At 67.6% G+C, this 12,948-nt stretch carries 14 protein-coding genes; 4 read left to right on the plus strand and 10 right to left on the minus strand.

The window, feature by feature from the left end:
• Positions 1 to 21 precede the first annotated feature (21 nt).
• Together hemB and PA6_RS06150 are read right to left on the minus strand one after the other, a co-directional pair.
• The gene (gene hemB / locus PA6_RS06145) at positions 22 to 1,035 is read right to left on the minus strand and encodes a porphobilinogen synthase (RefSeq protein ID WP_021700026.1); all 1,014 of its coding nucleotides are present in this window, start codon (positions 1,033 to 1,035) and stop codon (positions 22 to 24) included.
• A gap of 108 nt (positions 1,036 to 1,143) precedes the next feature.
• Positions 1,144 to 2,373, minus strand: a complete 1,230-nt coding sequence (locus PA6_RS06150; RefSeq protein WP_021700027.1) for a sterol desaturase family protein — start codon at positions 2,371 to 2,373, stop codon at positions 1,144 to 1,146.
• Positions 2,374 to 2,545: 172 nt separating this feature from the next.
• On the opposite strand from PA6_RS06150, the gene elbB reads away from it, so the two are divergent.
• Both elbB and PA6_RS06160 read left to right on the plus strand, forming a co-directional pair.
• A complete protein-coding gene (elbB, locus tag PA6_RS06155) occupies positions 2,546 to 3,211 on the plus strand; it encodes an isoprenoid biosynthesis glyoxalase ElbB (RefSeq protein ID WP_021700028.1) in 666 nt (221 codons plus the stop codon).
• Positions 3,212 to 3,314: 103 nt separating this feature from the next.
• Complete coding sequence (locus PA6_RS06160) at positions 3,315 to 3,785, plus strand: thioesterase family protein (protein ID WP_021700029.1); 471 nt, start codon at positions 3,315 to 3,317, stop codon at positions 3,783 to 3,785.
• A 57-nt stretch (positions 3,786 to 3,842) separates the two neighbouring features.
• Here PA6_RS06160 and PA6_RS06165 read toward each other — a convergent pair whose 3' ends face one another.
• The 5 genes from PA6_RS06165 to PA6_RS06185 all read right to left on the minus strand — a co-directional run bounded on the left by PA6_RS06165 (position 3,843) and on the right by PA6_RS06185 (position 9,465).
• The gene (locus tag PA6_RS06165; RefSeq protein ID WP_021700030.1) at positions 3,843 to 4,292 is read right to left on the minus strand and encodes a YaiI/YqxD family protein; all 450 of its coding nucleotides are present in this window, start codon (positions 4,290 to 4,292) and stop codon (positions 3,843 to 3,845) included.
• Positions 4,293 to 4,303: 11 nt separating this feature from the next.
• Complete coding sequence (locus tag PA6_RS06170; RefSeq protein WP_021700031.1) at positions 4,304 to 6,211, minus strand: cytochrome c/FTR1 family iron permease; 1,908 nt, start codon at positions 6,209 to 6,211, stop codon at positions 4,304 to 4,306.
• A gap of 126 nt (positions 6,212 to 6,337) precedes the next feature.
• Entirely contained in the window at positions 6,338 to 6,967 is a 630-nt protein-coding gene (locus PA6_RS06175) for a LysE family transporter (protein WP_021700032.1), read from the minus strand.
• A gap of 54 nt (positions 6,968 to 7,021) precedes the next feature.
• On the minus strand, positions 7,022 to 7,555 hold the full coding sequence (locus PA6_RS06180) for a mechanosensitive ion channel family protein (protein WP_021700033.1): 534 nt from the start codon (positions 7,553 to 7,555) through the stop codon (positions 7,022 to 7,024).
• Complete coding sequence (locus PA6_RS06185) at positions 7,555 to 9,465, minus strand: ATP-binding cassette domain-containing protein (RefSeq protein ID WP_021700034.1); 1,911 nt, start codon at positions 9,463 to 9,465, stop codon at positions 7,555 to 7,557. The genes PA6_RS06180 and PA6_RS06185 overlap by 1 nt, the downstream gene beginning before the upstream one ends.
• A 39-nt stretch (positions 9,466 to 9,504) precedes the next feature.
• Between PA6_RS06185 and PA6_RS06190 the strand changes: the two genes are divergently transcribed.
• Positions 9,505 to 9,948, plus strand: a complete 444-nt coding sequence (locus PA6_RS06190) for a TIGR02444 family protein (RefSeq protein ID WP_021700035.1) — start codon at positions 9,505 to 9,507, stop codon at positions 9,946 to 9,948.
• On the opposite strand, the gene PA6_RS06195 is transcribed toward PA6_RS06190, so the two are convergent.
• A complete protein-coding gene (locus PA6_RS06195) occupies positions 9,945 to 11,000 on the minus strand; it encodes an AlgP family protein (RefSeq protein ID WP_021700036.1) in 1,056 nt (351 codons plus the stop codon). The two genes, PA6_RS06190 and PA6_RS06195, sit on opposite strands and share 4 nt — an antisense overlap.
• Before the next feature lie 115 nt (positions 11,001 to 11,115).
• Here PA6_RS06195 and PA6_RS06200 point away from each other — a divergent pair, with 115 nt between their 5' ends.
• Complete coding sequence (locus PA6_RS06200) at positions 11,116 to 11,754, plus strand: FKBP-type peptidyl-prolyl cis-trans isomerase (protein ID WP_021700037.1); 639 nt, start codon at positions 11,116 to 11,118, stop codon at positions 11,752 to 11,754.
• A gap of 54 nt (positions 11,755 to 11,808) precedes the next feature.
• Here PA6_RS06200 and PA6_RS06205 read toward each other — a convergent pair whose 3' ends face one another.
• On the minus strand, positions 11,809 to 12,282 hold the full coding sequence (locus PA6_RS06205) for an Rsd/AlgQ family anti-sigma factor (protein ID WP_021700038.1): 474 nt from the start codon (positions 12,280 to 12,282) through the stop codon (positions 11,809 to 11,811).
• A 172-nt stretch (positions 12,283 to 12,454) separates the two neighbouring features.
• Positions 12,455 to 12,946, minus strand: coding sequence for a disulfide bond formation protein B (locus PA6_RS06210; RefSeq protein ID WP_021700039.1), 492 nt, complete (start codon positions 12,944 to 12,946; stop codon positions 12,455 to 12,457).
• Between the last annotated feature and the right edge of the window lie 2 nt (positions 12,947 to 12,948).

Genomic DNA, 12,948 nt, shown 5'->3' on the forward strand with positions numbered 1-12,948 from the left:
GTCCTGCTTCCCTGGAGCGCTTCAGCGCCCCGCTTTCAAGAGTTCTGCCGCACGCACGGCGAAGTAGGTGAGGATGCCATCAGCGCCGGCGCGTTTGAAGGCCGTCAGCGATTCGAGAATCACCGCCTCGCCCAGCCAGCCGTTCTGGATGGCCGCCATGTGCATGGCGTACTCGCCGCTGACCTGGTAGGCGAAGGTCGGCACCTTGAAGGCGTCCTTCACCCGCCAGACGATGTCCAGGTAGGGCATGCCCGGCTTGACCATGACCATGTCGGCGCCTTCGGCGAGGTCGGCGCCCACTTCGTGCAGAGCCTCGTCGCCGTTGGCCGGGTCCATCTGGTAGCTGGCCTTGTTGGCCTTGCCCAGGTTGGCGGCGGAGCCGACCGCGTCGCGGAACGGGCCGTAGTAGGCGCTGGCGTACTTGGCCGAGTAGGCCATGATGCGCACGTTGGTGTGCTCGGCCACTTCCAGCGCCTCGCGGATCGCCTGGATGCGCCCGTCCATCATGTCCGACGGCGCCACCACCTGGGCACCGGCCTCGGCATGCGACAGGGCCTGCCGGACCAGCGCATCGACGGTCACGTCGTTCATCACGTAACCCTCGTCATCGAGGATGCCGTCCTGGCCGTGGGTGGTGAAGGGGTCCAGGGCCACGTCGCTGATCACCCCCAGCTCGGGGAATTTCGCCCGCAGCGCGCGGATGGCGCGCTGAGCAATGCCGTCCGGGTTCCAGGCTTCGGCGCCGTCGAGGGATTTCTTCTCCAGCGGCGTCACCGGAAACAGTGCCAGCGCCGGAATGCCCAGCGCCACCCAGTGCTCGGCTTCCTTGAGCAGCAGGTCGATGGACAGGCGCTCGACGCCGGGCATCGAGGGAATCGACTCACGGCGGCCTTCGCCATCGAGGACGAACACCGGCAGGATCAGATCATCGACACTCAGGCGATGCTCACGCACCAGGCGGCGGGAGAAATCGTCACGACGGTTGCGGCGCAGGCGGGTAGCGGGGAACAGGCGATTGGCGGGGGTAAAGCTCACGACGGACTCCAGAACCCGCACGGCGGGCGAGTGTGACAGGTATATCCGACCATTATGACCAAATAATGACTGTCACACCCAGACTGCGACGGGCAGCCGCAGTTCCCTTCAGGCCGGCTGGGTCTGCGCCTGCCGTGGCCACAGCAGCCAGCTCAGGCTGGCCAGGCTCCAGGCCGCCAGCAGCCACCACACCAGCATGCCGCCCGCCACCAGCCCCACCTGCTGGGCCCAGAGCAGCGCGGGCAGGTTCAGCGCCAGGCGCAGCAGCTCCAGGCCGCGGGCGAAGGGCCGGTTCTCCAGCCAGGCACCGATGCAGTACAGACCGAAAGCCACCCACAGCCAGGCCCCGGCGAGCACACCCAGGCCGTGCTGTGCCGCCACCGCCAGCAGCCAGCTGACGCCCAGCACGTAGGCGCTGAACTGCAGCGCGGCATAGACCTTCGGCCCGCGCGCCAGCGGCACCTCGAACTTGCGGAAGCTGGCCAGATCCGGCTTGTCCAGCGGATAGCGTGCCGCCACATCGGCCGGGCGCCAACCGGTGGGCATGAACCAGATGCGCAGCCTGTCCCACCAGGAGCCAGCACGCACCGCGTCGCACCACAGCTGCACGTAGAACTGCAGGTTGGCCCACAGCGGGTTCCAGCTGCGCAGCGGCGTGGTCACGCCGAACACCACCGGCTGCTCGTCCAGCTCCTCCTGGAAGGTGCCGAACAGGCGGTCCCAGAGAATGAACACGCCGCCGTAGTTGCGATCCATGTACACCGGGTTCTGCGCGTGGTGCACCCGATGATTGGACGGCGTGACGAAGAACCACTCGTACCAGCCCAGCTTGGGTACATGGCGGGTATGCACCCAGAACTGGTAGAGCAGGTTGAGCGCGGCGACCGTGACGAACACCAGCGGCGGCACGCCGGCCACGGCCATCGGCAGGTAGAAGATCCAGCTCAGCAGAAAACCGGTGCTGGTCTGGCGCAGGGCGGTGGACAGGTTGTAGTCCTCGCTCTGGTGGTGCACCACGTGCGAGGCCCAGAAAATGTTGCGCTCGTGGCCGATGCGATGGTTCCAGTAGTAGCAGAAGTCATAGAAGACGAAGGCCAGCACCCAGACCCAGGGCTCGTCCGGCAGCGCCGTGAGGTGCAGGTGCTCGTAGGCGAAGGCATAGCCGAGCACGGCAATCGCCTTGCTCAGCAGACCGCTGGTCTGTGACAGCACCCCGGCGCTGAGGCTGTTCAGCGAGTCCGCCAGGCGGTAGGTGCTGACCCCGCGCACGCGGTCGGCGACCAGCTCGATGGCGATCAGCAGGAAGAAGAAGGGAACGGCGAGCAGGATCAGGTTCATGGTTCGGCACTGCGCAGGTTGACCTAAGCTGATCCTATGCCTGCCCCGCCGGATGCTCGCGGCGGCGAATGCCAGCCCAAGTGGCATTTGGCGACATGCCACTGCTCGACGCTCGCCCCGGCAATCGGCGAAACTGGCGCGCAGTCCCTTTGCCTGGCTACTGGAGAACAGCATGCACAAACGAGTCGCGGTCATCCTTTCCGGCTGTGGCGTCTACGACGGCGCGGAGATCCACGAGAGCGTGATCACCCTGCTGCGCCTCGACCAGCGCGGCGCCCAGGTGCAGTGCTTCGCCCCCAACATCGCGCAGATGCACGTGATCGACCACCTCACCGGCGCCGAGATGCCGGAGAGCCGCAACGTGCTCACCGAGGCCGCGCGCATCGCCCGTGGCGACGTGATGGACGTGCGCGAACTGAAGGCCGAGCAGTTCGACGCGCTGATCCTGCCGGGCGGTTTCGGCGTGGCCAAGAACCTCTCCAACTTCGCCGTGGAAGGTGCCGCCTGCAGCGTGCAGCCCGATGTACTGGCCGCTGCCCAGGCCTTCGCCCAGGCCGGTAAGCCGATCGGCCTGATCTGCATCGCCCCGGCCCTGGCGGCGAAGATCTATGGCGAGGGTGTTTCCTGCACCCTGGGCGCTGCCGACGATCCTGCCGTAGCAGGCCTCACCGCCATGGGCGGCCAGCACGTCGAGTGCACGGTCGAGGACATCGTCGAAGACAGCGCGCGCAAGCTGGTTACCACCCCCGCCTACATGCTGGCCGAGTCCATTGCCCAGGCCGCCGCCGGCATCAACAAGCTGGTCGACCGCGTGCTGGAGCTGGCCCAGGCTCACTGACAGGCCGTTCCGGCCATTGTGCGCGGCGTCCCCGCCGCGCCCCTGGCCAGTAGCAGCGTCCTGCGGCAGCGTGTGCGCCACAGTCGAGCCGCAGGAGCGCAGCATGAGCAAACCGGTCTTCCAGCTATCCGAGGAACAGCGCCAGGGCGTGGAGGCCTTCTTCCAGCGCATCCCCTTCAATCAGGTGCTGGGCATCCGCATCGACGAGCTGAGTGGCGACCGGGTAGTGATGAGCCTGCCGATGAAGCCCGAGCTGATCGGCAACTTCGTCCACGGCATTCTCCACGGCGGGGTGATCTCCTCGCTGCTGGACGTCGCCGGCGGCGCCATGGCGTTGATCGGCGCCTTCGACAAGCACCAGCACCTGAGCCAGCAGGAACGCATGCAGCGCCTGTCCAAACTGGGCACCATCGACCTGCGCGTGGACTACCTGCGCCCCGGTCGTGGCCAGCTGTTCACTGCCACCGCCGTGCTGCTGCGCTCCGGCAACAAGGTGGCCGTGGTGCGCAGCGAACTGCACAGCGACGACGGCACCCTGGTGGCGGTGGGTACCGGCACCTATCTGTGCGGGTAGACCGTCATGTTTGCTGAGATCCACGCCCCCTCTCCCAAAGGGAGAGGGGAGCAGTAGCTACCTCATCAGGCGGGTCAGAATACGGTCCAGCGAATTGGCGAAGGCCTGCCGGTCCTTGTCCGAGTAAGCCGCCTGGCCGCCGCCCATCTGCCCCTGCTCGCGTAGGTCGGTAAACAGGTTACGTATCGCCAGACGCTCACCCATGTTGCGCTCGTCGAACTCGCGGCCGCGCGGATCGAGAGCTGCCACGCCCTTCTTCACCAGGCGATCGGCCAGCGGGATGTCGCTGCAGATCACCAACTCGCCGGGCACGGCATGCTCCACCAGATGATCATCCGCCGCGTCCGGACCGCTCGGCACCACCACCAGCTTCACACAGGCGAAGTTCGGCCGGGCCACGGCCTGGCCAGCCACCAGCACCACCTCGAAGCCGCGCTTCAGGGCGAACTTCACCACCTGGTCACGAGCCAGGCGGGGGCAGGCATCGGCGTCGATCCACACACGCATCTTCGGCACTCTCAGTCGGACGAGGCCGCCATGTTAGCCGCTGCCGCACGGCGCCGCTCGCCGAGCCAGCTGCGCCCATAGAGCGTGGCGATGCCGGCCAGGGCCAGCGCCTGGGCGGACAGGCTCCAGGCGTCGGCGTGGATGCCGAGCCAGTCGAAGTCGAAGAACGCCACCGGGCGAGTGCCGAGCATGCCGGCCTCTTGCAGAGCCGCGACGCCATGACCGGCGAACACCACCGAGAGCACGCACAGCAGCACCGCGTTGGCGCTGAAGAAAGCGGCCAGCGGCAGCTTGCGCGAACCACGCAGGATCACCCAGGCCAGGCCAAGCAACAGCAGAAGCGCGGCGGCAGCACCGGCCAGGACCATGCCGTGACCGGCCGGGCCGGCCTGCAGCCAGAGGGTCTCGTAAAACAGGATGACCTCGAACAGCTCGCGATACACCGAGAAGAATGCCAGCACGGCGAAACCGAAACGGCCGCCACCGCCGACCAGGCTGCTCTTGATGTAGTCCTGCCAGGCCGCAGCATGTCGGCGGTCGTGCATCCACACGCCGACCCACAGCAGTACCACGCTGGCGAACAGCGCGGTGGCGCCTTCCAGCAGTTCGCGCTGGGCGCCGCTGATGTCGATCAGGTAGGCCGCCACCGCCCAGGTGGCAACGCCCGCCAGCAAAGCCAGGCCCCAGCCGATGTGGACGCTGCGCGCCGCTGCCTGCTGGCCGGTATTGCGCAGGAAGGCGAGGATCGCCGCCAGCACCAGAATCGCCTCAAGGCCCTCGCGCAGCAGGATCAGCAGGCTGGAGAAGAAGCTCAGCGAGGCATTCATGGCGCCGTCCGCCAGCAGCGCGGCCGACTTGCCCAACTCGGCCTTGGCCAGCTCCAGCGCGTGCGCGGCCTGGGCTACACCGGCACCGTCCTGCAGCGCCTGGCGGTAGGCCATCAGGGCGCGCTCGGTGGTCTTGCGTTGCGCCGCGTCGAGGTTGTCCAGGGCGCTCTCGACCAGCTCGAAGCCTTCCAGGTAGGCGGCCACCGACAGGTCATAGGCCTGCTCGTGGTCGCCCTGACGATAGGTCGCCAGGCTCTGCTCCAGGGTGGCACGGGTGTGCTCGATCAGCTCGGCCGGGCCGCGCTGCACCTGCGGCGGTTGCGCGCGCTGGGCGCGGAAGGCCGCCACGTCGCCACCGGAGGCGGCAATCTCGGCCGGCGTCTTGCCGGCCAGCTCGGCCAGGGCGAAAGGCTTGCCGGTGTCGGCCTGGCCAGCACTGAGGGACGCCAGGTAGCTGGCCAGATCCCAGCGCTCGCGCTCGTCCAGCTGGTCGGCGAAGGCCGGCATGTCGGTGCCTTCGATACCCAGGCCGATGGTGTTGAACAGGTCGTACAGGCTCAGCCGGTCCATGCGCGCGGTATCGCGCAGATTGGCCGGCGGCGGCTCCAGGCCGAGCCCGGCCGGGCCGTCTCCCAGCCCGCTGTCACCGTGGCAGACGGCGCAATGCTGGGCATACAGCGGGGCACCACGGGCGGCATCCGGGGTGATCGCCGGAGCCTGGCGCACCTGATACAGCTCCGCGAGCCGCACCGCCAGCTGGCGCGCCTGCGCCGCCACGGCCTCGCCTGCGGCGCGCGCCTCGATGGCACCACGCAGGCGCTGCACGCCCTGCTCCAGCTCATCGCGCCCGGCGTTGGCCGGCAGCGCGACGATCAGTCCCTGCAGCACACCGGCAAATTCGAGCTGTTCGCGGTACTCACTCGGATCGACCACCTGGCCGGCGTTCACCGTGGCGGGATAGTCGGCACCCAGGTAGCCCAGCAGGTGCAGGGCCTGGGCGGCGCCCTCACTCGGCTCGGCGAGGGCAAACAGACTGAAGCAGGCCAGCAGCGGCAGCATCAGCCAGGCGAAAGGAGAACGATTGGAGAACATCAATGCGTTCCAAATGCGAATGGATGGCATTAGATTGTTGCCGAGCTAACGATTTCGCTCAAGCGGAATCTGAAATATCTGGCAACACCCGGACGAACAGTCTGTTCGAAAAGGCGCCGGGAACTTTCAGGCCGTGCGCCGTACCGTGGCCAGCAGTGCGGCGGCGGCCACGAACAGGCCACCGAAGGTGCGGTTGAGGATGCGCTGCTGACGCGGCGAACGCAGCGCGCGCAGCACCCGCGCGGCGAGGCCGGTGTAGCCGGCCATCACCACCAGATCGACCGCCACCATGGTGGCGGCCATCAGCAGGTACTGGACCAGCAGCGGCGCCTTGGGATCGAGGAACTGCGGCAGCACGGCGAGGATGAAGATGATCGCCTTGGGGTTGCTGGCGTTGACCAGAAAACCGCGCAGCACCAGGGTCAACGGGCGCCCCAGCGGGCGTTCGCCCTCGCCGGCGGCGATCTCGCCAGGCGCGGCGACCCACTGTTTCCAGCCGAGGTAGACCAGGTAGGCCACGCCGAACCACTTGATCAGGTTGAAGGCCAGCTCCGAGGTGGCCAGCACGGCACCGAGGCCGGCGGCGACCACGGCGATCTGCATCAGCAGCGCCAGCTGCAGGCCCAGCGCATTCCAGTAACCGCGCAAGAACCCGTAACGCAGCCCGGCGCTCATCGAGGCCACCGCACCGGCACCCGGCGACAGGCTGATCACCCAACAGGCGACGAAGAAGGCGAGCCAGGTTTCCAGGGTCATGGACAGTTACCTCGACAGCAAAAGGCGGGCATCCAGCCTACTCCCGCCCTCCGTTCAGCGCCAGCGACGCACCGACTTCTGGAAGAACAGACTGTTCGGCACCTGGATCAGCGCATTGGCTGCCTCCGGGTCCTCCAGGGTGGTGTAGAACAGGTTGATCGCCATCACCCGTCCCTTGACTCCGGGCTTGTCGGCGCTGTCGATCACCTCGACGATGTCGCCGATGCGAAACGGCCCCATGCTGAAGATCAGCAGGGCGCAGAACATGTTGGAGAGCACGCTCCAGATGGCGAAGAAGGCCACCGCGGCGACTGCGACGAAGCCGGTCAGCGCCGTCCACAGCACTTCGGCGGACACGCCCAGGCGCTCCAGCACCAGCATCAGCGCGCTGCCCATGATCAGCCAGCGCAGCAGCCCGCGCAGCGGCAGCCACAGCTCGGTCGGCAGCGCCGCGTAGCGCTCGCCAAGGCGGGTGATGCCGCGTCCGACCAGGCGCTGGACGGCCCAGGCCAGGAGCAGGATCAGCAGCACCTGCCCGGCCAGAATCAGCGGTTCGCGCCAGTCGCTGAGCACTGCCAGCTGCTCCATCACTCGCTCTCCTCCAGTTGCTGCTGCAGCGCCTCCAGGGTTTCCAGGGCCTCCAGCCAGGTCTCTTCCAGCTCGGCCTCGCGGGTCTTGAGCGCAGCCTGCTCGGCCAGCAGCTCACGCAGCTCGTCCTTGCGCGCGGCCTCGTACAGGCCGCTGTCGCCGAGCTTGTCTTCGACGGCGGCGAGCTTTTCCTGCAGCTTGCCCAGCTCCTGCTCCAGCTTGTCGGCCTGTTTCTTGTGCGGCGCCAGTTGCTGGCGCAGGGCGGCGGCGGCCTGACGCTGGGCGCGTTTGTCGGTCTTGTCCGCGGCCGGCGCGGCGCTGCTTTGCGGTTGCTGACGGGCGCGGTAGTCGACCAGCCAGCGCGCGTAGTCATCGAGGTCGCCCTCGAATGGCTGGATGCGCCCGTCGGCCACCAGCAGGAACTCGTCGGTGGTGCTCTTGAGCAGGTGACGGTCGTGCGAGACCACCAGCACGGCACCGGCGAAGTCCTGCAGGGCCATGGTCAGGGCCAGGCGCATTTCCAGGTCGAGGTGGTTGGTCGGTTCGTCGAGCAGCAGCAGGTTGGGCTTCTGCCAGGCGATCAGCGCCAGGGCCAGGCGCGCCTTCTCACCACCGGAGAAATTCACCACCACTTCGTCGCAGCGCGGGCCGCGGAAATCGAAGCCGCCGAGGAAGTCGCGCAAGGTCTGCTCACGCTCGCTCGGGGCAATACGCTGCAGGTGCAGCAGCGGGCTGGCCTTGGCATCGAGCGAATCGAGCTGGTGCTGGGCGAAGTAGCCAATCGCCAGGTTCTCGCCGCGTGCGAGGGTGCCACCGAACACGGCGAGGTCGCCGGCCAGGGTCTTGATCAGGGTCGACTTGCCGGCGCCGTTGGGCCCGAGCAGACCGATGCGCGCGCCGGGGGCGAGGCTCAGCTTGACCTTGTCCAGCACCGTCTTGTCGCCATAGCCGAGACGCGCCTCGGACAGGTTGAGCAGGGGGCTGGAGACCTTGTCCGCCTCGCGGAAGACGAAGTCGAAAGGCGAATCCACATGCGCCGGGGCCAGCTCTTCCAGGCGCTCCAGGGCCTTGATCCGGCTCTGCGCCTGACGGGCCTTAGTCGCCTGGGCCTTGAAGCGGGCGATGTACTTTTCCATGTGTGCGCGCTGCGCCTGCTGCTTCTCGTACGCCTGCTGCTGCTGCGCCAGGCGCTCGGCACGGGTGCGCTCGAAGGCCGAGTAGCCGCCGCGGTAGAGGGTCAGCTTCTGCTGTTCGAGGTGCGCGACGTGATCGACCACGGCGTCGAGGAAGTCGCGGTCGTGGGAGATCAGCAGCAGGGTGCCGGGGTAGCCCTTGAGCCAGTCCTCCAGCCAGAGGATCGCATCGAGATCGAGGTGGTTGGTCGGTTCGTCGAGCAACAGCAGTTCGGACGGGCACATCAGCGCCTGGGCCAGGTTCAGGCGCATGCGCCAGCCACCGGAGAAGTCGCCGACACGGCGGTCCATCTGTTCGCTGGTGAAGCCCAGGCCGGCCAGCAGCTTGCGCGCACGGGCATCGGCCGTGTAGCCCTGGGCATTGTCCAGCTCGGTGTGCAGGCGGGCGATGGCGGCGCCGTCGTGGGCGGCCTCAGCCTTGGCCAGCTCGGCCTGGATCGCGCGCAGGTGCAGATCGCCATCGAGGACATAGTCCACCGCCAGGCGTTCGAGGTTGTCGACCTCCTGGCGCATGTGCGCGATGCGCCAGTCCGCCGGCAGCAGGCAATCGCCGGCGTCGGGGCCGAGCTCACCGCGCAGCAGGGCGAACAGGCTGGATTTGCCGGCGCCATTGGCGCCGATGAGACCGACCTTCTGGCCGGCGTGCAGGGTCAGTTCGGCGCCTTCGAGCAGGCGCTGCGGACCACGCTGTAGAGTGAGATTCTGGAGTCGGATCATAATGGCCGCGGAGTCTACCAGCTTCGCTCGGAGCACCCTATGCCAGCTGACCTGTGGAATTTCGCCCTGGCCTGCTACGCCCGCCCCGGCGTGGAGCAGGTCTTTCTGCGCCTGCAGGACGGTGGCGCGGACGTCTGCCTGGTGCTCTGCGCGCTGTGGCTGGAGCGCCGGCAGGTGCCCTGCGAGGCGCAGCGCCTGGCGCAGCTGCGCGCCATCGCCGAGCCCTGGCAACGCCAGGTGGTGCAGCCGCTGCGCGAACTACGCCAGGGCTGGAAGGCAGCGGCGCTGCTCGATCCGCAACAGGCGCGGCTGCGCGAACAGGTCAAGGCACTGGAGCTGGAGGCCGAACGGGAGCTGCTCGGCAGACTGGAGCAACTGGCCCAGAAATGGCAGGCCACGGACGAAGCCGTGGCCTGGTTGGAAAAGCTGCTGGAGGACCGCGACGCGCGCGAACTGCTGCGCGTCGCGGCCACTCAGACTTAAGCGCTGGGCGGCGTGCTGCCGTTGCTGGCGGCAGGTGCGGCCGCCGCTGCCGGTGCAGCGCTGGCCGGTGCTGCCGGCTTGGCGGCGGCAGGCGTGCTGGCCGGTTTCGCGGTGGGCTTGGCCGCTGCCGGTTTGGCCGCCGCAGGCTTCTTGGCTGCCGGCTTCGCCGCAGGCTTGGCAGCGGCTTTGGCCGCGGGTTTTGCCGCCGGCTTCGCTACCGGCTTGGCCGCTACGGCTTTGGCCGGGGCCTTGGCAGCAGCCGGTTTGGCCGCGGGCTTAGAGGCTGGCTTGGCGGCAGGCTTCGCGGCTGCCTTGGTCGCAGGCTTGGCTGCCGGTTTCGCTGCGGGCTTGGCAGCGGCTGCTTTGGCCGGAGCCTTGGCGGCGGCAGGCTTGGCCGCGGGCTTAGAGGCTGGTTTGGCGGCGGGCTTCGCGGCTGCCTTGGCCGCAGGCTTGGCTGCCGGTTTCACTGCGGACTTGGCAGCGGCTGCTTTGGCCGGGGCCTTGGCGGCGGCGGGTTTGGCAGCACTCTTCGCGGCAGGCTTGGCGGCAGGTTTTGCGGCTACCTTGGCTGCGGGCTTGGCAGTCGCCTTCTTCGCGGCCGGCTTCGCCGCGGTTTTGGCCGCAGGCTTCGCAGCCGGCTTGGCGACAGCACGGCTGTCCAGCGCCTTGGCGGCAGCCTCACGGACCTTGCCCACGCCCTGCGCCAGCTTCAGGCTTTCCTGAGCATCACGCTTGAGCTGGGCAATGTAGCTGCGGGTTTCGGCCTGACGGGTCTTGAGCGCGGCGAGCAGCTCTTCCAGCTCAGCGGCGGCGGCCTTGGCTTTTTCCTGCGCCTTGGCCTTGCCGGCCTTGGCCGCATCCTGCAGTTTGCTGCGGGCGTCGTGGAGTTTTTCCTGCGCCTTGACGCGCTGCTTCTCCAGCTTGGTCAGCAGCTCTTCGGCATCGACCAGCGCCTGGGTGCAGGCCTTTTCCAGATGTTCGAGCAGGCTGTGGGACAGTTGCTGCAGCAGGTGCAAAGGAGTGCTAACGGACTTCTTATTGTTGGTCGGCATGGCGTGCCTCCTAACGGACGTTGGTGACCCCATACTAGACGGCTGACTCGCCGGTCGCTAGCGCCTGCGCCGGCAACCTGCATAATCGCCGGCAAATTTTGCGGAGATATCGACCATGTTGCGCTTCTGGCTGGTACTGCTGTGCCTCTGTTCATCGCTGGCGTGCGCCACACCGCAGGATGAGGATCTGGCCTACAGCCTCGGCGCCAAGCTCGGTGAGCGCCTGCGCGGCGAGGTGCCCGACCTGCCGCTGGATGCATTGCTCGCGGGCCTGCGCCAGGCCTATCGCGGCGAGGCGCTGCGCCTGCCGCCGGAGCGCATCGAGGCGCTGCTGGCAGAGCACGAACAACGCAGCGCCGAGTCCCGTGAAACACAGGCGCGCCTGGCCGAGGGACGCTTCCTGGCTACGGAGAAATCCCGCTACGGCGTACGCGAACTGGCCGGTGGCGTACTGGTGCGCGAGCTACGCGCGGGCAGCGGTGCCAAGCCTCGCAGCAATGGCAGAGTGCGGGTCAGCTACCGTGGCGAACTGGCCGACGGCAGCCTGTTCGACCAGAGCGAAGGTCCGCAGTGGTTCCGCCTCGGCGCGCTGATTCCCGGCTGGCAGACCGCCCTGCGCGAGATGCCGGCAGGTGCGCGCTGGCGCGTGGTGATTCCGGCCGAGCAGGCCTACGGTGCGGAGGGCGCAGGCGACCTGATCCCGCCGAACGCGCCCCTGGTGTTCGAAGTGGAACTGCTCGAAGTCGCCGACTGACCGCCAAGAAAAAGCCGCCTCGTAGGGCGGCTTTTTCTTGAGTGATCGACCGGCTCAGAGCGGGGTCGCAGTGGCCTGTTGCCGATGAGCGTTGTGCAACACCTCGATCAGGCAGTCTTCCAGTTCGAAACGCTCATGCAGCAATTGGCCCAGCCGTTTGAGTTCGGCATTGAGCGAGGCGGCATCGCGGCAGTCGCCGTTGTCGCAGCGGTCATTGAAGGACAGGGCCACCTCGGTGATGGCCTCGATCCGCGGGTAGATCTGCTTGGCCAGGTCCAGGCCGCGCTGATCACCGAAGGCCTTGGCCTCGCTGGTCAGCTGCTCGTAGACCTCGAAGTGACCGGCCGAGACGTAGTCGACCAGAATCTCGCAGAAGCGCTGCACGCCCTGCCCGGACGCCGCACCCTGAAGGTTGTCGCTGAGCGCGCCGAAGGCGCTCACCAGTTCATGGCGTTCCTGCAACCAGCGATCGATCAGCTGGTGTACGCCACCCCAGCGTTCCTGGGCGTTCTGGCAGCTCTCGAGCATGATGTCCTCACTTCCCTACTGGTGAATGCGAATACGCCAGCCCCGAGACATTTTATTGTCAGCTCGCGGGTTCTCGGGGGACGCCTCGGCAAAAACGGCGGTTTACTGACAAGGCGTAGGGCCAGAGTATGCCCACTCGGCGCGGGCATCAAGTCATGCCGTTCGGGAATCGTCAGGTACGTCGAAACAGCTGGAACAGGGCGAACAGTGCCATGCCGACGAAGGCCAGCAGGCTCCACTCCGGCACGCTGAGGCCAAACAGGGTCCAGGTCACTTCGGCGCAGTCGGCGGTGCCGTGGAACACCAGGCGCGCGATTTCCTGCAGGGGCAGCGCCTGGACCATGAACTCCAGGCTGGGCAGGCAGGCTTCCAGCTGGTCAGCCGGCACGCCCTGCAACCACACCTGGCGCGCAGCCGTGGCGCCACCACCGGCGGCAAACAGCAGGGCCAGCATGGCATATCCGCGGCGCCCGCCACGGGCCGGGCCATGGATGGCTGCGATCAGGCAGACCAGTGCGAAGAGAATGACGAAGACGCGCTGGACGACGCACAGCGGGCAGGGGTTGAGGCCGACCACATGCTCCAGATAGAGCGCACCGGCCATCAGGGCCAGGCAGCCGATAAAAGCCAGCAGGAACAGGGTACGCGGGGTGGCCAGCGCCATGG

It is taken from the genome of Aquipseudomonas alcaligenes NBRC 14159, from assembly GCF_000467105.1.
Classification (GTDB): Bacteria; Pseudomonadota; Gammaproteobacteria; order Pseudomonadales; family Pseudomonadaceae; genus Aquipseudomonas; species Aquipseudomonas alcaligenes.